20 protein-coding genes and 1 pseudogene are annotated in these 17,674 nt (G+C 61.5%); 16 read left to right on the top strand and 5 right to left on the bottom strand.

Features of this window, described 5'->3' with window-relative positions:
* The first annotated feature begins 8 nt into the window (after positions 1-8).
* Positions 9-248: a DUF1652 domain-containing protein gene (locus tag EI969_RS09280; protein WP_160387247.1), complete on the top strand. Its 240-nt coding sequence runs from the start codon at positions 9-11 to the stop codon at positions 246-248.
* Here EI969_RS09280 and EI969_RS09275 read toward each other — a convergent pair whose 3' ends face one another.
* Positions 249-1,133, bottom strand: a complete 885-nt coding sequence (locus EI969_RS09275) for a LysR family transcriptional regulator (protein ID WP_160387245.1) — start codon at positions 1,131-1,133, stop codon at positions 249-251.
* Positions 1,134-1,260: 127 nt separating this feature from the next.
* Between EI969_RS09275 and EI969_RS09270 the strand changes: the two genes are divergently transcribed.
* The 9 genes from EI969_RS09270 to EI969_RS09230 all read left to right on the top strand — a co-directional run bounded on the left by EI969_RS09270 (position 1,261) and on the right by EI969_RS09230 (position 9,633).
* Entirely contained in the window at positions 1,261-2,409 is a 1,149-nt protein-coding gene (locus tag EI969_RS09270) for a muconate cycloisomerase family protein (protein ID WP_160387243.1), read from the top strand.
* Positions 2,410-2,419: 10 nt separating this feature from the next.
* A complete protein-coding gene (catC, locus tag EI969_RS09265; RefSeq protein ID WP_007985250.1) occupies positions 2,420-2,710 on the top strand; it encodes a muconolactone Delta-isomerase in 291 nt (96 codons plus the stop codon).
* A 55-nt stretch (positions 2,711-2,765) separates the two neighbouring features.
* The gene (gene catA / locus EI969_RS09260; protein ID WP_160387241.1) at positions 2,766-3,695 is read left to right on the top strand and encodes a catechol 1,2-dioxygenase; all 930 of its coding nucleotides are present in this window, start codon (positions 2,766-2,768) and stop codon (positions 3,693-3,695) included.
* Between the two features lie 184 nt (positions 3,696-3,879).
* Positions 3,880-4,839 carry an AraC family transcriptional regulator gene (locus EI969_RS09255; RefSeq protein ID WP_160387239.1) on the top strand — a complete coding sequence of 320 codons (960 nt, stop codon included), beginning with the start codon at positions 3,880-3,882 and terminating at the stop codon, positions 4,837-4,839.
* A 227-nt stretch (positions 4,840-5,066) separates the two neighbouring features.
* Positions 5,067-6,431 carry a benzoate 1,2-dioxygenase large subunit gene (benA, locus tag EI969_RS09250; protein ID WP_160387237.1) on the top strand — a complete coding sequence of 455 codons (1,365 nt, stop codon included), beginning with the start codon at positions 5,067-5,069 and terminating at the stop codon, positions 6,429-6,431.
* Positions 6,428-6,916, top strand: coding sequence for a benzoate 1,2-dioxygenase small subunit (gene benB / locus EI969_RS09245; protein WP_160387235.1), 489 nt, complete (start codon positions 6,428-6,430; stop codon positions 6,914-6,916). Before benA ends, benB begins: the two co-directional genes overlap by 4 nt.
* 10 nt (positions 6,917-6,926) lie before the next feature.
* Positions 6,927-7,940, top strand: a complete 1,014-nt coding sequence (gene benC / locus EI969_RS09240) for a benzoate 1,2-dioxygenase electron transfer component BenC (protein WP_160387234.1) — start codon at positions 6,927-6,929, stop codon at positions 7,938-7,940.
* A 149-nt stretch (positions 7,941-8,089) separates the two neighbouring features.
* Positions 8,090-8,863: a 1,6-dihydroxycyclohexa-2,4-diene-1-carboxylate dehydrogenase gene (locus EI969_RS09235; protein WP_160387232.1), complete on the top strand. Its 774-nt coding sequence runs from the start codon at positions 8,090-8,092 to the stop codon at positions 8,861-8,863.
* 41 nt (positions 8,864-8,904) lie between these two features.
* Positions 8,905-9,633, top strand: coding sequence for an alpha/beta hydrolase (locus EI969_RS09230; RefSeq protein ID WP_160387229.1), 729 nt, complete (start codon positions 8,905-8,907; stop codon positions 9,631-9,633).
* On the opposite strand, the gene EI969_RS09225 is transcribed toward EI969_RS09230, so the two are convergent.
* On the bottom strand, positions 9,608-9,970 hold the full coding sequence (locus EI969_RS09225; RefSeq protein ID WP_160387227.1) for an NUDIX hydrolase: 363 nt from the start codon (positions 9,968-9,970) through the stop codon (positions 9,608-9,610). The genes EI969_RS09230 and EI969_RS09225 overlap by 26 nt on opposite strands.
* A 219-nt stretch (positions 9,971-10,189) precedes the next feature.
* Between EI969_RS09225 and EI969_RS09220 the strand changes: the two genes are divergently transcribed.
* Positions 10,190-10,390: an SPOR domain-containing protein gene (locus EI969_RS09220; RefSeq protein ID WP_160387225.1), complete on the top strand. Its 201-nt coding sequence runs from the start codon at positions 10,190-10,192 to the stop codon at positions 10,388-10,390.
* Between the two features lie 47 nt (positions 10,391-10,437).
* Here EI969_RS09220 and osmE read toward each other — a convergent pair whose 3' ends face one another.
* Positions 10,438-10,788, bottom strand: a complete 351-nt coding sequence (osmE, locus tag EI969_RS09215; RefSeq protein WP_160387223.1) for an osmotically-inducible lipoprotein OsmE — start codon at positions 10,786-10,788, stop codon at positions 10,438-10,440.
* A 13-nt stretch (positions 10,789-10,801) separates the two neighbouring features.
* Positions 10,802-11,041 (bottom strand): hypothetical protein, encoded by a 240-nt coding sequence (locus EI969_RS09210; RefSeq protein ID WP_057396004.1) that lies wholly within the window; start codon positions 11,039-11,041, stop codon positions 10,802-10,804.
* A 285-nt stretch (positions 11,042-11,326) separates the two neighbouring features.
* Here EI969_RS09210 and EI969_RS09205 point away from each other — a divergent pair, with 285 nt between their 5' ends.
* Positions 11,327-11,662: a hypothetical protein gene (locus tag EI969_RS09205; protein ID WP_160387221.1), complete on the top strand. Its 336-nt coding sequence runs from the start codon at positions 11,327-11,329 to the stop codon at positions 11,660-11,662.
* 86 nt (positions 11,663-11,748) lie between these two features.
* On the opposite strand, the gene EI969_RS09200 is transcribed toward EI969_RS09205, so the two are convergent.
* On the bottom strand, positions 11,749-12,309 hold the full coding sequence (locus EI969_RS09200) for an Rrf2 family transcriptional regulator (RefSeq protein ID WP_160387219.1): 561 nt from the start codon (positions 12,307-12,309) through the stop codon (positions 11,749-11,751).
* A gap of 309 nt (positions 12,310-12,618) precedes the next feature.
* On the opposite strand from EI969_RS09200, the gene EI969_RS09195 reads away from it, so the two are divergent.
* The 4 genes and pseudogenes from EI969_RS09195 (at position 12,619) to EI969_RS09180 (ending at position 17,193) form a co-directional block, all read left to right on the top strand.
* Entirely contained in the window at positions 12,619-13,821 is a 1,203-nt protein-coding gene (locus EI969_RS09195) for an NAD(P)/FAD-dependent oxidoreductase (protein WP_160387217.1), read from the top strand.
* 136 nt (positions 13,822-13,957) lie between these two features.
* Positions 13,958-15,246: pseudogene (locus EI969_RS09190) on the top strand (NAD(P)/FAD-dependent oxidoreductase).
* A gap of 25 nt (positions 15,247-15,271) precedes the next feature.
* The gene (locus EI969_RS09185; RefSeq protein ID WP_160387215.1) at positions 15,272-15,826 is read left to right on the top strand and encodes a helix-turn-helix domain-containing protein; all 555 of its coding nucleotides are present in this window, start codon (positions 15,272-15,274) and stop codon (positions 15,824-15,826) included.
* A 20-nt stretch (positions 15,827-15,846) separates the two neighbouring features.
* Positions 15,847-17,193 carry a glutamine synthetase family protein gene (locus tag EI969_RS09180; RefSeq protein ID WP_160387212.1) on the top strand — a complete coding sequence of 449 codons (1,347 nt, stop codon included), beginning with the start codon at positions 15,847-15,849 and terminating at the stop codon, positions 17,191-17,193.
* The last annotated feature ends 481 nt before the right edge of the window (positions 17,194-17,674 follow it).

Raw genomic sequence — 17,674 nt, 5'->3', positions numbered from 1 at the left:
CACCAGTCATGGTTCCTGTTTCAGTTCTTTGCAACATTATCGAGTCCGGTTTCGAGCCGCTGTCGTGCGAGTGCACGGAGAGTCTCGGGCTGCTGCGTATCGAAGTCTATGACGTGGCCACCGGGCGGGTGGAGCTGTTGCTCAGCGGAGTCTCGACAGCCGAGCTCACCAGCGTGCGCGCCATCTCCGACTTCATCGGCGAGTTGCGTACCGAGATAAAGGCAGGGCGCCGGGCCTTTGCCGGTTGATCAGCCGCGCGGCAACAGCTCGTCAATCATCCGCAAACAATGGTTCAACCCCGGCGACACATCGCCCACCCGTCGGCTGAGTATGATCGGCGAGGTCGCGTTGTCTTCCAGCAACGGCGTGAAGCCGATGTCGTCGCGGTGCAGCAACTGCACCGAGGCCGGTACCAGCGTGACCCCGATGCCTGCCCCCACCAGGCCGATCGCCGTTTGCAGTTCGTTGGTCCATTGCGCGACGTGGATGCTCACGCCACAGGACTCGAACAGTGCGATCACATGGTCGGCGTAACTCGGCCGTGGATTGCCGGGGTACAGCACAAAGGGTTCCTTTGCCAGCTCCCGCAGGGTGACGGGACCGGCGAGCAGCGGATGGCCGGCGGGCAGGGCGGCGACCAGGCGGTCTTCGGTGAGCACGGTCTGGATGATGGCCGGGTCGTCGATGCGGATCCGGCCGAAACCGATGTCGATGCGCCCGGCCTTCAACGCCTGCACCTGTTGCAGGGTGGTCATTTCCGACAGACCCAGTTCCAGCTCCAGCGGCTCGCCACTGCGTAGGCGGCGGATCAGTTCCGGCAGAACGCCATACAGGGTCGATGGCGCAAAACCGATGCCCAGCCAGGTTTTTTCCCCCAGACCGATACGCCGCGTGTTGTCGCAGACCTTGTTCAGTTGTTCGAGCAGGGCGGTGCAGTGCTCATGAAAAAACCGTCCGGCGTCGGTCAACTTCAGCGGTCGGCCGCGCTCGATCAGCGTCACCCCCAGTTCGTCTTCCAGTTGCTGGATCTGCCGGCTCAGGGGCGGCTGGGCGATGTGTAGCAGCTCGGCGGCGCGGGTGAAGTTGAGGGTTTGAGCCAATACCTGGAAATAACGCAGGTGACGCAGTTCCATGGAGCCTCCGGGCGCGGATCAGTTGCATACCTTATAGGTATCAAGTCAGACCAATTCTATATTGGCATCGCGAAAAAAGCCGTACGAGAATCGATTCCAGAACTTCAAGAACCTGACGGGTATCGAAATGCTTGCAACTGCCATTGAGTCGATCGAGACGATCATCGTCGACCTGCCGACCATCCGCCCGCACAAGCTGGCGATGCACACCATGCAGAACCAGACCCTGGTGATCATTCGCGTGCGTTGCGCCGACGGCATCGAAGGCATTGGCGAATCCACCACCATCGGTGGCCTGGCCTACGGCAATGAAAGCCCGGACAGCATCAAGACCAACATCGATACGCACTTCGCGCCGTTGTTGATCGGCCAGGACAGCGGCAACGTCAACGCCGCCATGTTGCGTCTGGAACGCAGCATCCGTGGCAATACCTTCGCCAAATCCGGTATCGAAACCGCGCTGCTCGATGCCCAGGGCAAACGCCTCGGCCTGGCGGTCAGCGAACTGCTCGGCGGCCGGGTTCGCGATGCGTTGCCCGTGGCCTGGACCCTGGCCAGCGGTGACACCGAAAAAGACATCGCCGAAGCGGAAAAAATGCTCGACCTGCGCCGCCATCGCATCTTCAAACTGAAGATCGGTGCCAGCGAGGTCAATCGCGATCTGGCCCACGTCATCGCCATCAAAAAAGCCCTCGGTGACCGCGCCAGCGTGCGGGTCGACGTCAACCAGGCCTGGGACGAAGCCGTCGCCATTCGTGCCTGCCGGATCCTCGGCAGCAACGGCATCGACTTGATCGAACAGCCGATCTCGCGCAACAACCGCGCCGGCATGGCCCGCCTGAACGCCATCAGCCCGGCGCCGATCATGGCCGACGAATCCATCGAATGCGTGGAAGATGCGTTCAACCTGGCCCGCGAAGGCGCGGCCTCGGTGTTCGCCCTGAAGATCGCCAAGAACGGTGGCCCGCGCGCCGTGCTGCGCACCGCCTCCATCGCTGAAGCGGCCGGCATCGCCCTGTACGGCGGCACCATGCTCGAAGGCGGCCTGGGCACCATGGCCTCGGCCCATGCCTTTGTCACCCTGAACAAACTGGCGTGGGACACCGAGCTGTTCGGCCCGTTGCTGCTGACCGAGGACATACTCAGCGAACCGCTGGTGTATCGCGACTTTGAGCTGCACGTGCCGAACACGCCGGGCCTGGGCCTAAGCCTGGATGAAGAGCGCCTGGCGTTCTTCCGCCGCGACAAGACATCGACTGCCATTCATCAAGCCTGAGGAGAGCATTATGCTGTTCCACGTAAAAATGACCGTGAACCTGCCGGTCGACATGAATCCCGAAGCGGCCGCCACATTGAAGGCGGACGAGAAAGCCCTGGCCCAGCGCCTGCAAGAGCAGGGCAAGTGGCGTCACCTGTGGCGCATCGCCGGGCACTACGCCAACTACAGCGTGTTCGATGTCGACAGCGTCCAGGAACTGCACGACCTGCTGATGCAACTGCCGCTGTTCCCGTACATGGCCATCGAAATCGATGCGATGTGCCGGCATCCTTCTTCCATCCGTGACGATGACCGCTGAGCCCAGCCTGTTCAGCGCGCTACGCTAATAATTACAAGATGAGGAACCCACCAAAATGAACGTCAAGATTTCCCACACTGCCGAAGTCCAGAAGTTTCTCGAAGAGGCCAGCGGCCTGCTCAACGACGCCGGCAATCCACGGACCAAGGCGCTGGTCTACCGCATCCTGCGTGACTCGGTGAACATCATCGAAGACCTGGCCGTGACCCCGGAAGAGTTCTGGAAAGCGGTCAACTATCTCAACGTGCTGGGCGCGCGCCAGGAAGCCGGGTTGCTGGTGGCCGGTATCGGCCTGGAGCATTACCTCGACCTGCTGATGGACGCCGAAGACGAACAGGCCGGCAAGTCCGGCGGTACCCCGCGCACCATCGAAGGCCCGCTGTACGTGGCCGGTGCGCCACTGTCCGAAGGCGAAGCGCGTCTGGATGATGGCGTCGATCCGGGTGTGACCCTGTTCATGCAAGGCCGCGTGTTCAACACCGCTGGCGAACCCCTGGCCGGCGCCGTGGTGGACGTCTGGCACGCCAACACCGGCGGCACCTACTCGTACTTCGATGCCTCGCAATCGGAATTCAACCTGCGTCGCCGCATCGTCACCGACGCTGAAGGCCGCTACCGTTTCCGCAGCATCGTGCCGTCGGGCTACGGCTGCCCGCCGGACGGTCCGACCCAGCAATTGCTCGATCAACTGGGCCGCCATGGCCAGCGCCCGGCGCACGTGCACTTCTTCATCTCCGCGCCGGACCATCGCCACCTGACCACCCAGATCAACCTGGATGGCGAAAAGTACCTGCATGACGACTTCGCCTACGCCACCCGCGACGAGCTGATCGCCAAGATCACCTTCAGTGACGATCAGGCCCGTGCGGCGGCTCATGGTGTGAGTGGTCGTTTTGCCGAAATCGAGTTCGACTTCACCCTGCAGTCGTCGGCCCAGCCACAAGAGCAACAACGCCACGAGCGGGTCCGCGCACTGGAAGACTGATAGCACACCCCTGTGGGATCACCACTCTGTGGGAGCGAGCTTGCTCGCGATGGTCGTCAACGATGACGCTGGGTACCTGATGCCCCGTGGCGTCCTTGAGTCCATCGCGAGCAGGCTCGCTCCTACAAGGGTTTCGGATCTAGAATGAAACGACGCAACCTATAACAACAACGAGAGTGACCTGATGATGCCAGCGCAACTATTGAGTCAGCGCAGCCGGGTGTTTGACCATGCCGACCCTTACGCGGTGTCGGGCTACGTCAATCAGCACGTCGGCAACCATTGCATCCTCATGCCCCGCACCGGCCAGCCACTGGCCAGTCTCGACCATCGCAAGTTCGCCAGCCTCGACCTGTGCCGCATCAGCTACGGCGCCAGCGTGCGGGTGACCTCGGGCGCGCTGGAGAACATCTATCACCTGCAGGTGTTGCTGCAAGGCAATTGCCTGTGGCGCGGCCACGGCCAGGAACACTATTTCGCCCCCGGCGAACTGCTGTTGATCAACCCCGACGATCCGGTGGACCTGACGTACTCCGACGATTGCGAAAAATTCATCCTCAAGGTCCCGACCCGCTTGTTTGAGTCGGTCTGCGATGAGCAGCGCTGGCGCTATCCGGGGCAGGGCGTGCGGTTTCTGGAAAACCGTTATCAGCTCAATGAACTGGAAGGTTTCGTCAACCTGCTGGCGATGATCTGCCAGGAGGCCGAAGCCACCGAGCAGATCCCCAGGGTGCAGGAGCATTACGCGCAGATCATCGCCAGCAAGATGCTCGGCCTGATGAAAACCAATGTCAGCCGCCTCGAACTGGGTTCGCAGACGGCCACGTTCGAGGCGATTGCCGATTACATCGCCAATAACCTCAAGCAGGACATCGACAGCGCAGCCCTTGCGCAACAGGCGCACATGAGCCTGCGTTCGCTGTACGGCCTGTTCGAGCGCAATGCCGGCCTTACCCCGAAAAACTACCAGCGCCAGAAACGCCTGGAACGCATCAACGCCTGCCTGAGCGACCCGACCTGCAACGTGCGCAACGTCACCGAAGTGGCTATGGACTACGGCTTCCTGCACCTGGGAAGGTTCTCCGACAGCTACCGCAAGCAGTTCGGCGAGTTGCCATCGGATACCCTCAAGCGCCGACATTGAGGCCTTCAGGTTTGATGTTGTCTGGTCTGGCCCCATCGCGAGCAAGCTCGCTCCCACTTTGGATCGCATTGCCCCTGTGGGAGCGAGCTTGCTTGCGATGGGGCCGGCACATTCACCCTTAGCTCCCTGCACAAAACGGATAAAGGTCTGCACCCCGCGGATACTCCGCCCCGTCGCCCCGTCCTAGCATGACCCCTGCCTGAACAATAACAATGGAGGCGGCGGCCATGACCCTGCGACCCGAATACGTGCATTCCCTGCTTGAAGACGATCCCGAGCAGGGCCTCTATCGCTGCAAGCGCGAGATGTTCACCGACCCCCGGTTGTTCGACCTGGAGATGGAACACATCTTCGAAGGCAACTGGCTGTACCTGGCCCACGAAAGCCAGATCCCCAACATCAACGACTTCTACACCACCACCATGGGGCGCCAGTCGATCTTCATCGCGCGCAACAAGGACGGTGTGCTCAACGCCTTCATCAACGCCTGCAGTCACCGTGGCGCGACCCTGTGCCGGCACAAGTCCGGCAACAAGAGTTCCTACACCTGCCCGTTCCACGGCTGGACCTTCAACAATTCCGGCAAACTGCTCAAGGTCAAGGACCCGGCCAATGCGGGCTACCCGTCGAGCTTCAACTGCGAAGGCTCCCACGACCTGACGAAAGTCGCGCGTTTCGAGTCCTATCGCGGCTTCCTGTTCGGCAGCCTCAAGGCCGATGTCTTGCCGCTGGTCGAGCACCTGGGCGAGTCGGCGAAGATCATCGACATGATCGTCGATCAGTCCGCCGACGGCCTGGAAGTGCTGCGCGGTTCGTCGAGCTACATCTACGAAGGCAACTGGAAACTCACCGCCGAAAACGGCGCCGACGGCTACCACGTCAGCAGCGTGCACTGGAACTACGCGGCCACCCAGAACCAGCGCAAGCAGCGTGAAGCCGGTGACGAAAACCCGACCATGAGCGCCGGCAGCTGGGCCAAGCAGGGCGGTGGTTTCTACTCCTTCGACAAGGGCCACATGCTGCTCTGGACCCGTTGGGCCAACCCCGAGGACCGTCCGCTGTACGAGCGTCGCGACGAGCTGGCGCAAGACTTCGGCAAGGCCCGCGCCGACTGGATGATCGAGAACTCGCGCAACCTGTGCCTGTACCCGAACGTGTACCTGATGGACCAGTTCAGCTCGCAGATCCGCATCGCCCGGCCGATTTCGGTCAACCGCACGGAAATCACCATCTACTGCATCGCCCCAAAAGGCGAAAGCGACCACGCGCGTTCGAGCCGGATTCGCCAGTACGAAGACTTCTTCAACGTCAGCGGCATGGCCACGCCGGACGATCTGGAGGAGTTCCGCTCCTGCCAGACCAGCTATCAGGGCAGCGTCACCACCTGGAACGACATGTCCCGGGGCGCCGAGCACTGGATCGAAGGTGCTGACGAGGCGGCCAAGGAAATCGACCTGCACCCGCTGCTCAGCGGCGTGCGCACCGAAGACGAAGGCCTGTTCGTGCTGCAACACAAGTACTGGCAGCAAACCATGCTCAAGGCCCTGGCGGCCGAGCAGTCGAAGCTGATCGCCGTGGAGGACGTGTTATGAGCATTTCCTATGAAGCGGTGCGCGATTTTCTCTACCGCGAAGCGCGCTACCTCGACGATCGCCAATGGGACGAGTGGCTGGAGCTTTACGCGCCGGACGCGACGTACTGGATGCCGTCCTGGGACGACAACGACGAACTGACCGAAGACCCGCAGCGGGAAATCTCGCTGATCTGGTACGGCAACCGCACCGGCCTGGAAGACCGCGTCTTCCGCATCAAGACCGAGCGCTCCAGCGCCAGCGTGCCGGACACCCGCACCTCCCACAACATCAGCAACATCGAGCTGCTCGAACAGGCCGACGGACTGTGCAAGGTGCGCTTCAACTGGCACACCCTGAGTTTTCGCTACAAGACCGTCGACAGCTATTTCGGCAGCAGTTTCTACACCCTCGACGTGCGCGGTGAAAACCCGTTGATCAAGGCCAAGAAAGTGATCCTGAAGAACGACTACGTTCGCCAGGTCATCGATGTTTACCACTTGTGAGGCGGCCGTCATGACCCATTCCATCGCATTCAATTTCGAAGACGGCGTCACCCGTTTCATCGACGCCAACCTGGGCGAAACCGTGGCCGATGCCGCGTACCGCCAGGGCATCAACATCCCGCTGGACTGCCGCGACGGCGCCTGCGGCACCTGCAAGTGTTTTGCCGAAGCCGGTCGATACGATCTGGGCGAGGAGTACATCGAGGACGCCCTCAGCCCTGAAGAGGCCGCACAGGGTTTTGTCCTGACCTGCCAGATGCGCGCCCAGAGCGATTGCGTGGTGCGCGTACCGACGTCCTCCGAGGTCTGCCGCACCCGTCAGGCCAGCTACGACGCGACGATCAGCGCCGTACGCCAGTTGTCCGACAGCACCATCGCGCTGTCGATCAAGGGCGAAGCCCTGAGCAAGCTGGCGTTCCTGCCGGGTCAATATGTGAACCTGGGGATTCCCGGCAGCGAGCAGACCCGCGCCTATTCGTTCAGCTCGCTGCAGCGCGATGGCGAGGTCAGTTTCCTGATCCGCAACGTGCCCGGCGGCCTGATGAGCAGCTTCCTCACCGGCATGGCCAAGGCCGGCGACTGCATGAGCCTGGCAGGTCCCCTGGGCAGTTTTTACCTGCGCGAAATTCGCCGTCCGTTGCTGTTGCTGGCCGGCGGTACGGGGCTGGCGCCGTTCACCGCGATGCTGGAGAAGATCGCCGAGCAGGGCAGCGATCATCCGCTGCATCTGATCTACGGCGTGACCCACGATTTCGACCTGGTGGAAATCGACCGCCTCGAAGCCTTCGCCGCGCGCATCCCCAACTTCACCTACAGCGCCTGCGTCGCCAGCCCCGAGAGCCAGCATCCGCTCAAGGGTTACGTGACCCAGCACATCGAACCCGGGCATTTGAACGATGGCGACGTCGACGTCTACCTGTGCGGCCCGCCGCCGATGGTCGAGGCGGTCAGCCAGTTCATCCGCGAGCAAGGCATCACGCCGGCGAACTTCTACTTCGAGAAATTCGCCGCCAGCGCGGCGTGAGTCGACCCTGAATACCACGACTCAATGTAGGAGCGAGCCTGCTCGCGATGGACTGGAGAACGCCGCGTTTAGCCAGTAAACACGCGTTTTCGTTAACGACCATCGCGAGCAGGATTGTGTTTCGACCGATATTGCCCGATGAGGTACACATGAACAGATTTCACGACAAAGTCGCCCTGATCACCGGCGCCGCCCAAGGCATTGGCCAGCGGGTGGCCGAGCGCATGGCGGCGGAAGGGGCGAAGCTGATCCTGGTGGATCGCTCCGAGCTGGTGTTCGATGTCCAGCAACAACTGGCCGCGACCAGCCAGGTATTGGCCCTGACCGCTGACCTTGAGCAGTACGAGGAATGCAGCCGGGTGATGCAAACCGCCGTCGAGCGCTTCGGGCGCCTCGATGTCTTGATCAACAACGTCGGCGGGACGATCTGGGCCAAACCGTTCGAGCACTATGAAGCCGCGCAGATCGAGGCCGAAGTGCGCCGTTCGCTGTTCCCGACCTTGTGGTGTTGCCATGCGGCGCTGCCGTTCATGCTGGAGCAGGGCAGCGGGGCGATCGTCAACGTATCGTCCATCGCCACCCGCAGTCTCAACCGCGTGCCCTACGGCGCGGCCAAGGGTGGGGTGAATGCATTGACCGCTTGTCTGGCGTTCGAAACCGCCGGTCGTGGCGTGCGGGTCAACGCCACCGCGCCTGGCGGCACCGAAGCGCCGCCGCGACGCATACCCCGCAACGGTGACGGGCAGAGTGAGCAGGAAAAAGTCTGGTACCAGCAGATCGTCGACCAGACCCTCGACAGCAGTCTGATGAAACGCTACGGCACGCTGGATGAGCAGGCAGGGGCTATTCTGTTTCTGGCCAGCGACGAAGCGTCCTATATCACCGGCATGGTCATGCCTGTGGGCGGCGGCGATCAGGGCTGAGGCGAGCGACAGACAATCCATCGGCAAACGGAGTCAGGGTGATGAGCGACAAACCCACGATAGTGCTGGTCCACGGTTTTTGGGGCGGTGCTGCCCACTGGAACAAGGTCATCGCCAAGTTGCTCAGCCGCGGCGACACGAACATTCGTGCCGTCGAGTTACCGCTGACGTCCCTGGCCGAGGATGCCGAGCGCACGCGCAAGATGGTCGCCCAGGTGCCCGGCCCGGTCCTGCTGGTGGGGCACTCCTATGGCGGTGCGGTGATTACTGAAGCGGGGGATCTGCCGAACGTGGTCGGGCTGGTGTACATCGCCGCGTTCGCGCCGGACGCCGGTGAAAGTCCCGGCGGCATCACACAACGCCATCCGCCGGCGGCAGCGGCGAACCTGGCGCCCGACAGCGACGGTTACCTGTGGGTCAGGCCCGAGCTCTATCACGAAAGCTTCTGCCAGGACCTGCCGGCCACCGAGGGACTGGTCATGGGCCTCACCCAGAAAGCGCCGCTGGCGAGCACCTTCGGTGACACCATCGGCACGGTGGCCTGGAAGCAAAAACCATCGTGGTACCAGGTTTCCACCGATGACCGGATGATCGCACCCGAAAACCAGCAATGGATGGCTGCACGGCTGAACGCCCGGGAGATTCTGACCTTGAATGCCAGCCATGCGTCGCTGGCCTCGATGCCCGCCGAAGTGGCGGCCTTGATCGACAGGGCCGCGACGGCGTTGGCCAAGGGCCAGGCCCCTACAAGCGGCGCAGGTACGCGCTGACAATCGCGAGTGCGGCCGCGCTGATGTTCAGGTTATTGACCGTATCCAGCGGGTGCCACATGCAATCGCTGATTTCGTTCAGCGGCCGCAATTGCCCAAGGTTCAGCACCGATACCTCGAAAACGTGGTGTCGGGTGCCGTCCGCCTCCAGCTCCAGCACGTACATCAACTCGTCCACCCGCAGGCCGGTTTCCTCCCACAGCTCGCGAACGGCGGCATCGGCCGCGCTTTCGCCCTGTTCGAGCTTGCCGCCGGGCAGCGTCCAGCGTCCTCCCGGCTTGCGTACCAGCAGCACATGCCTGTCCTGCTCGAAAATGATCGTTGCGCGTACTTTCATTGATTACCTTGTGGCCGGTGTCATGGAGCAGGCTTGCATGTAAGTGCAGTATTCGGGCCAGGCAAATTTTACTGCCATCGAGCATTTTGAGCTGCCGGAATGACGAAAAGTGCCAGCGGAATCTGGAATTTCCACGGCGACGTCTGGTCGGTATTTTGGAGAAGGGTGGGTGTAAGGTAAGCAACTCAACCTGAGATCACTGCCCAAGAGGAGGTGACCATGAGCGTTCCGATGTTGAACAAAATGCACATGAACGGCTATGACGTACTCAGCGTGAACCACGGCCCCTGGCGGGTGTGCACCCAGGGTGACCGGCTTGGCTCGTTCGCCAGTCGCGAGGAGGCGCTGGCGTTTGCGGCATCGCTGCCCGGCTACAGGGCTCGAACCGGCAAGCCGGCGGGCAGCCACCAGGCTAAATGACGAAAGGCTTGAAGCCCCGGTCCTCCGGGGCTTTTGCTGTATGGGGATCAGTAACCTCCGCCACCGCTGCTGCGCGACGGTTCCCTGGCTTTTTGCTGCGTGTGGCTCCACTGCGCGCAGGTCATGAAGCTCTTGTGGTCGACCATGCCGCGGCCATCGAAGCTGACGTTGTACGCCTGCTGTTGGCCGGCTTGAGTCAGTTTGTAGTCAAAGCAGGTTCCGGGTTCGACGGTACGATCAGTGACCGCCAGGGGCTGGCCGCCGATTTGCCGGACTTGTTCCTGCGTCATGCCGGTGTCGACTTTCGCCACCAGCGGCTGGTCCTGATAGATCGAGTTGGTGCTGCAGCCTGCCAACGCGGTCAGTGCGACGACCAGCGTGTACAGAGGCCTGTTCATGGCAGCGCTCCCGCTATTGAGCCTTGTTGCGGCTGATGACCTTGGCTTTCACTTCCTCGGCATAGCCGGACAGTTTTTCTTCATCACCCTGAAACAAAGCACAGAGTTTTTGCACGGCTTGCGCGTCGATTTCGTTCCCGAGCAGGCGCAATTGCTGCTCGATGCGCAAAAGCTCCACGGCCGACCAGCGCAGATCTGACGCAAGCCCTTGCAGATCACGCCGAAGTTCCTGTTCCGATTCGTTAAGCCACATGACGACCTCCTGAATGCTGCACTCCGAAATTTTAGACCCGTTTACCGCACCGGATGTTGTATTCGTCTGAATCAGCAGGGTTTCCTTTGGTCGGGAAAGCAGCAGCGCACCGGAAAATGCGCTGTCCTTCACAAGTTACGATTGTGCTCGTGGGCAGAACGACATCAAATGAGCGCAAGCAAGGAACTAATGGGCACAAGTGCTATCAATGACTCGCCGAATCGATGGATGGCTGTACGGGCGACCACCAGCTACATTTTCTTTTTTCGAATTTAAGGAAGCAGCATGCGGATGTTGATGGGGGGAGTCGCACTGGCATTGCTGGGCGGATGTTCGTTGCCGGCCTCGCTGGTACCGGGCGAGCCGAATGTCAGCAAGCACAGCGAAAAGACGCCGAAAGAGTATGCGGCGTGCGTTTTGCCTGCCTGGCAGAAAGAAGTGTCGAATACGACCCAGCTTTCGATTTCCAACGGCTACCGGATCACCGCACCGAGCGTGATCACCGCCGATGAAGTGCTGGATATCGTGAAGTACAAGGACGGCAGCCGGATCTCGCTGTATCAGGGTCCACCCTGGGCCAAATCCGGCGACCTGCGCAAAATCGTCCGCGACTGTTTGTGAGGACGGCAGGGCAAGAATCCCTCGCCTGAGCGTTTTCTCCATAAAAAAACCGGATGCCTGGCAGGCATCCGGTTTTTTTGTGTGGATCAGTCCGACAGGTTGGTCGTCGGGATGATCTGCTCACTGGCCTGGGCGGCACTTTTCCTTTCCCGCCGCTCGTTCATCCAGCTTTCCACCTGGACGCCGAATTCCGCCGGGGCCTTGCGCCCGAATTTCCTGGCGATGTCGAGGATGGTTTGCTGGGCGAGGGCCTCCTCCATGCGTTTTTGCGCCACCATCATCGCGCCATGCACCGCGCACGGGCCGTCCAGTGCCCAATCCGGCGGGGAACCGTCGAACACCGCGCAACGGCCACGGATCTCCCGGCAATCGAAGATCGACTTGCGGCCGTCGATGGCGTTGACGATGTCGAGCAGGGTGATTTCGTCGGCGGGCCGGGCCAGCTTGAAGCCGCCGCGCATGCCTTCGGTGGCGACCACCAGTTTGCCCTTGGCCAGTTTGGTGAAGATTTTCGCCAGGTAGTCCAGGGGAACGCCTTGCAGTTCGGCCAGGTCGCGCACACTCGCTTCGCGCGAGTCGCCGCCGTTGCCGACGAGAAAAAGCAGGCAGTGGATGCCGTACTCGACACCCGCGCTGTAAAGAGACATACAGATCTCCGACTTGATTAGTCGCCAATTCTAGCAGCCGAAAGCAAGCCGGGCAACGAAGCGTCGCGCCCGAAATTTTCTTTTCCAGCTTGAAAATCCCTTGTCATGCGCGTTCTTGAGGCTTTTCTGTCGAGGCATCGACGCGTTTGAGGGGCGCCCTCCAAAAAAACCTGTTGCAGGATTTAACTCGGATCAATAAAGTCGTAGTTGTTCGAGCGGTACAGGTCGACGGTTTTCGAAAGGCACCGACCCCATGCCCGCTCCCGATGAGCGTGGCTCACAACACTTGTTTATCCCCTGGAGTTAAAAATGAAACAGCACATTCTGGTGATCGGCGCAGGTTTCGGTGGCATGTGGACCGCCTTGAGTGCCACGCGCCTGTTCGACATTCACGCTCACAACGACGTGGAAGTGACCGTGCTGGCGCCTCAGGCCGAGCTGCGTGTGCGTCCGCGCTTCTACGAACCGAACGCCCATCAACTGGCCGCACCGATTGGCGAGCTGTTCGAGGCGGTAGGGGTCAAGTTCATCAAGGGCGCGGCGCAGACCATCAACGTCGAGCACAAGCAGGTCGGCTACGTCGATGCCGCAGGTGCCCGACAAGTCTGCAGCTACGACAAACTCGTTCTGGCCACCGGCAGCCGCCTGGCTTCGCCAAACACCCCGGGCGTGGCCGAACATGCCTTCGACGTCGATCAGATCGAACAGGCCGTGCGCCTGGAAAACCACCTCAAGGCGCTGGCCAGCCAGCCCGATAGCGTGGCGCGCAACACCGTGGTGGTGGCCGGTGGCGGTTTCACCGGGATCGAAACGGCGACTGAAATGCCCACCCGCCTGCGGGCCATCCTCGGCGACCGTGCCGACATCAATGTGATCATCGTTGACCGTGGCGATAAAGTGGGCGGCTCGATGGGTGAGGAAATTGCCCAGTCGATCGCCGAAGCCAGCGTGGCCACCGGGGTGAAATGGCACTTGAAAGTTTCGGTCGTGTCGGTCGATGCCGACGGCGTGACCTTGTCGGACGGTACCCGTATCGATGCCAGAACCGTGGTCTGGACCACCGGCGTTCGCGCCAGCTCCCTGACCGAACAGATTCCGGCCGAGCGCGATCACCTGGGCCGCCTGCATGTCGACGCCCACCTGAAAGTGCTGGGCCAGGACGACATCTTCGCCACTGGCGACGTGGCCTGTGCGGCCAGTGACGAGATCGGCAACTACGCCTTGATGACCTGCCAGCACGCCATTGTCCTGGGGCGTCACGCCGGCAATAACGTGGCGGCGCAGATCCTCGGTGTCGACCCGACGCCGTACAGCCAGCCGAAATACGTCACCTGCCTGGACCTGGGCGCCTGGGGCGCGGTGTACACCGAGGGCTGGGATCGCCAGGTCAAGCTGGTCAAGGAGGAGGCCAAGGCATTGAAGACCCAGATCAACACCCAGTGGATCTACCCGCCGGCGGCCGACCGCAACGCCGCCTGGGCTGCAGCGGATCCGCTGATTCCGATTGCCTGATACCTTCGCTGACGCGTCAGAGTAAACATCCCGCCCAAGTCCTCTTGGGCGGGATTTTTTTGCGTGGCATTTGCCTGTGTGAAATTTACAGTGTATTTTTTCATGAAATTAAAAATATAAAATTTCACGAGGCCGTATGTTTCAGCAATCCACGCAACATGTCGCCAGTTACTACGCCCATTCCTGCGCTGATCGCCTGGTTCATCGCGCCGCTCTGGAGGGTGAACAAGACACCGAAGTGCTGATCATCGGGGCCGGTTTCAGTGGATTGCACACGGCCTTGCGCCTGGCGCTGGCCGGCAAGCGCGTGACCCTGCTCGAAGCCAGCCGGGTGGCCTGGGCTGCGTCCGGGCGTAATGGCGGGCAGGCGATTCTCGGTTGGTCGTGCGACATGCCACCGCTGGAAGCGGCGCTGGGTTACGAGCGGGCGCGGCGATTGTGGGACGCATGCGCTGGGCCGCGCGCGAATTGCGCGATTTGCCAGGCCGTCATGACTTCGATTGCGACTACCGCGCCGGGCATCTCTGGACTTCGGTGATGCCGCGCCGCATGGGCCTGCTGACCGAGTGGCAACACGAGGCCAGCCACAAGTGGGGCCACGACAAACTGCAATTCATCGAGCGCAGCGATTTGCCCCAGTGGGTGGCCAGCGAACGTTATCAGGCCGGGCTGTTCGATCCTGAGGGCGGGCATTTGAACCCGTTGAAACTGGCCCTTGGCCTCGCGGCGGCGATTGAGCGGGCCGGTGGCCGCATCCATGAGCAAAGCAAGGCGCTGAGCTATGGCGAGGAGGGCGAAGGTTTTGTGGTGACGACCGAGCGCGGTCGTATTCGCGCGGATGTATTGGTGCTGGCGTGCAACGCCTACCTCGATCGGCTCGACCCGCAACTGGCCAGTTGCGTGTTGCCGGTCGGGACCTATCAGGTCGCGACTGCGCCGCTGACGAAGGAGCAAGCCACGGCGCTGTTGCCGAGCAACGTGTGCGTGACCGACAACCAGTTCGTGCTCGATTATTTCCGCCGCACCCCGGATAACCGCCTGCTGTTCGGCGGCGGTTGCACTTACCTGGGTGGCATGCCCAAGGACATCGCGGCGGCGACCCGGCCGTTCCTGGAGCGCGTTTTCCCGCAACTCACCGGTGTCGAGCTGGAGTTTGCCTGGGGCGGGCACATCGACCTGACCCTCAAGCGCACGCCGGACATCGGCCGCCGGGGTGATCTGTACTGGATGCAGGGCTATTCCGGGCATGGCGTGCTGCCGACGCTGGCCGCGGCGCGGGCGGTGTCCGATGCGGTACTCGGTCAGCCCGACGAGTTGTCCCTGTACCAGGGCCTGGACAACGGCAGTTTTCCCGGCGGCAAATACCTCGCCGCGCCGCTGGAAGCCATCGGCAAGGCCTGGTATCGGCTGCGCGACAGTATTTGAAGCGACACTTTCTGGAAGCCTCTCGATGGACATGCAAGAAGAAATCTCGGCGCTGGCGATCCTGATCCAGGACCTGCGCAAGCACAAGAAGTACACCCTCAAGGAACTGGCGGACAAAATCGGTCGCTCGGTCGGTTTTCTGTCCCAGGTCGAGCGCGGTCTGTCGCGCCCGACGGTGGCGGATTTGACCGCCATCAGCGAAACCCTCGGCGTGCCGACCACCTATTTCTACAGCCTGCCCAAACCCATGGCCTTGCCTTGGGTCACCCGCCCGGACGAGCGGCGCACGCTGTACTACGCCGACGGCATCACCGACATCCTGGTTTCGCCAAAAATGCGCGCGTCGTTTTCGATGCTCGAAAGCCAGCTGGAGCCCGGCGCCAGCAGCGGCGACCGGCACATGAAGGACAGCTCGGAGCAGGGCGGTTACGTCCTCGAAGGCGAGCTGACCCTGTGGCTCGACGACAACGAACCGGTGACCCTGCATCCCGGCGACAGCTTTCAACTGGCCAGCCATGCGCACTGCCGCTACGGCAACCTGTCCGACCAACTGACCCGCGTGCTTTGGGTTTACACCTGATAACAACAAGGAACAAAACGATGGATGCTGTGTGCTCTGAACTGCTGGCCGAGGTTCGCAACTTCCGCCACTGCAACCCCGAAGTGCGTTACGTCGACCTGATCTCCCTGGACATTCCGGGGCATTTCTACGGCAAGCGCTACCCGATCGAAATGCTCGAAAAAGTCGCCGCCGGCAGCGTCCTCAAGCTGCCGCAGAACTGCGTGCTACTCGGCACCCAGGGCGGGCTGTTCAAGATCGGTGATTACTGTTTCAACGACGGTGACCCTGACGCACCGCGTCGCCTGGTGCCCGGCACGCTGAAACGGGTGAACTGGGAAAAGCAGCCATTGGGCCAGATGCTGATCACCTCCGACGGCACACAAAAGCCGATCGAATTCGAACCCCGCGAAGTGCTGGCACGGGTGCTGGAGCGGCTCAAGCGCAAGGGCATTCATCCGGTAGTGGCCTTCGAGCTGGAGTTCTACCTGTTCGACAGCCGCCTGAAGGACGGCTTGCCGCAATTTCCCCGTGACGAGCTGAGCGGCGATGCCGACGATCAGCCGAACATGCACATCGAACGCTTGTCGCGATTCGCCCCGGTGCTCGATGAAATGGTCGAGACCGCGCGTGAGCAAGGCGTCGATGCCACGGTGATCACCGCCGAGCTCGGCCCGGGCCAGTTCGAAATCAACTTCGGCCATTGCGATGACGGCCTGCGCGCCGCCGACTGGGCTGCCCTGTTCTGCCGCAGCACCCGGGGCGTGGCGCTCAAGCACAACTACCGCGCCAGCTTCATGGCCAAACCCTACCTGCAGCATCCGGGCAGCGGCATGCACGTGCATGTCAGCCTGTATGACCAGGCCGGCAACAACCTGCTGGCGGCGAACGGTCAGCGGGCGCTGCGCCATGCCGTGGCCGGTTGCCTGGATGTATTGCCGCACTGCATGCCGATCTTTGCCCCGAACCACAATGCCATGCGCCGCTTGAGCGGCACGGTGAACGTCGCGTCTCGCGCCAGTTGGGGTTTCGAGGATCGCGATGCGTGCTTGCGGATTCCGGAGTCGGACATCAAGAACCTGCGCATCGAACACCGTCTGGCGGGCGCCGATGCCAACCCGTACCTGGCGTTGGCGGCGATTCTGGTGGGGTTGGAGCAAGGTCTGGAAGGCGAGCGCGAGCCGATAGCACCGCTCAATGAAGACCGCAGCAGCGGCATCGATTTTCCGTTGGAAATGCTTGAAGCCGTGCAGTCCATGCAAAGTCATGCAGCGCTGCGCGAAGGCTTGGGGGCGGAGTTCGTGGACGTCTACTGCGAAAACAAGCGTCAGGATCATCTGGCATTTCTGCATGACATCAGCGCGCGGGAGTATCGCTGGTTTCTCTAGTCGCCCTTAGAAATATGTGGATATTGAAGGGGTTAGAAGGATTAGTAACTGGATAGTGAATAAAAATATCTTGTTACAGCCGGAAATATTCCGTAATATCCGCGCCGCGTTCACCACCACGGTTTATGCATTTTTAAATCCCGGGCGTCCATCAGCTGCCTGGGATTTTTTTTGCCTGGAATTCCGTAGGAGCCGGCTTGCTGGCGAACCGGACGACGCGCTGTGTCAGGCAAGCCGCCATCGCTGGCAAGTCGGATCGCCGCACCGCAGCTCCTATGTATGGACTCGCCCCCACTGTCTACCCGCTTTTGAAAAACCGCTGCCCCGTTGCATCTATGTATTAGGCCTATTCGGGGAAGCCGTCTTCGGCTTCTGGCCAAAATTGGAAAAGCTCGTGGTATGCCGATTACAGTCAGGCCTCGAAGGCCAGTAGGAGCTTAGGCATCAATCCACGCCGGTCTTACCTGGGGTCAATTTTTTT

This window comes from Pseudomonas sp. PB101 (assembly GCF_009764265.1).
In the GTDB taxonomy this organism is placed as follows: Bacteria; Pseudomonadota; Gammaproteobacteria; order Pseudomonadales; family Pseudomonadaceae; genus Aquipseudomonas.
This window is presented reverse-complemented; position numbering and strand designations above follow the sequence as displayed.

What these genes read in the sequence shown, in the direction of transcription:
- EI969_RS09280 (WP_160387247.1), top strand. Translation starts at nt 9, where the DNA reads ATGGTTCCTGTTTCAGTTCTTTGCAACATTATCGAGTCCGGTTTCGAG.
- EI969_RS09275 (WP_160387245.1), bottom strand. Translation starts at nt 1,133, where the DNA reads ATGGAACTGCGTCACCTGCGTTATTTCCAGGTATTGGCTCAAACCCTC.
- EI969_RS09270 (WP_160387243.1), top strand. Translation starts at nt 1,261, where the DNA reads ATGCTTGCAACTGCCATTGAGTCGATCGAGACGATCATCGTCGACCTG.
- catC (WP_007985250.1), top strand. Translation starts at nt 2,420, where the DNA reads ATGCTGTTCCACGTAAAAATGACCGTGAACCTGCCGGTCGACATGAAT.
- catA (WP_160387241.1), top strand. Translation starts at nt 2,766, where the DNA reads ATGAACGTCAAGATTTCCCACACTGCCGAAGTCCAGAAGTTTCTCGAA.
- EI969_RS09255 (WP_160387239.1), top strand. Translation starts at nt 3,880, where the DNA reads ATGATGCCAGCGCAACTATTGAGTCAGCGCAGCCGGGTGTTTGACCAT.
- benA (WP_160387237.1), top strand. Translation starts at nt 5,067, where the DNA reads ATGACCCTGCGACCCGAATACGTGCATTCCCTGCTTGAAGACGATCCC.
- benB (WP_160387235.1), top strand. Translation starts at nt 6,428, where the DNA reads ATGAGCATTTCCTATGAAGCGGTGCGCGATTTTCTCTACCGCGAAGCG.
- benC (WP_160387234.1), top strand. Translation starts at nt 6,927, where the DNA reads ATGACCCATTCCATCGCATTCAATTTCGAAGACGGCGTCACCCGTTTC.
- EI969_RS09235 (WP_160387232.1), top strand. Translation starts at nt 8,090, where the DNA reads ATGAACAGATTTCACGACAAAGTCGCCCTGATCACCGGCGCCGCCCAA.
- EI969_RS09230 (WP_160387229.1), top strand. Translation starts at nt 8,905, where the DNA reads ATGAGCGACAAACCCACGATAGTGCTGGTCCACGGTTTTTGGGGCGGT.
- EI969_RS09225 (WP_160387227.1), bottom strand. Translation starts at nt 9,970, where the DNA reads ATGAAAGTACGCGCAACGATCATTTTCGAGCAGGACAGGCATGTGCTG.
- EI969_RS09220 (WP_160387225.1), top strand. Translation starts at nt 10,190, where the DNA reads ATGAGCGTTCCGATGTTGAACAAAATGCACATGAACGGCTATGACGTA.
- osmE (WP_160387223.1), bottom strand. Translation starts at nt 10,788, where the DNA reads ATGAACAGGCCTCTGTACACGCTGGTCGTCGCACTGACCGCGTTGGCA.
- EI969_RS09210 (WP_057396004.1), bottom strand. Translation starts at nt 11,041, where the DNA reads ATGTGGCTTAACGAATCGGAACAGGAACTTCGGCGTGATCTGCAAGGG.
- EI969_RS09205 (WP_160387221.1), top strand. Translation starts at nt 11,327, where the DNA reads ATGCGGATGTTGATGGGGGGAGTCGCACTGGCATTGCTGGGCGGATGT.
- EI969_RS09200 (WP_160387219.1), bottom strand. Translation starts at nt 12,309, where the DNA reads ATGTCTCTTTACAGCGCGGGTGTCGAGTACGGCATCCACTGCCTGCTT.
- EI969_RS09195 (WP_160387217.1), top strand. Translation starts at nt 12,619, where the DNA reads ATGAAACAGCACATTCTGGTGATCGGCGCAGGTTTCGGTGGCATGTGG.
- EI969_RS09185 (WP_160387215.1), top strand. Translation starts at nt 15,272, where the DNA reads ATGGACATGCAAGAAGAAATCTCGGCGCTGGCGATCCTGATCCAGGAC.
- EI969_RS09180 (WP_160387212.1), top strand. Translation starts at nt 15,847, where the DNA reads ATGGATGCTGTGTGCTCTGAACTGCTGGCCGAGGTTCGCAACTTCCGC.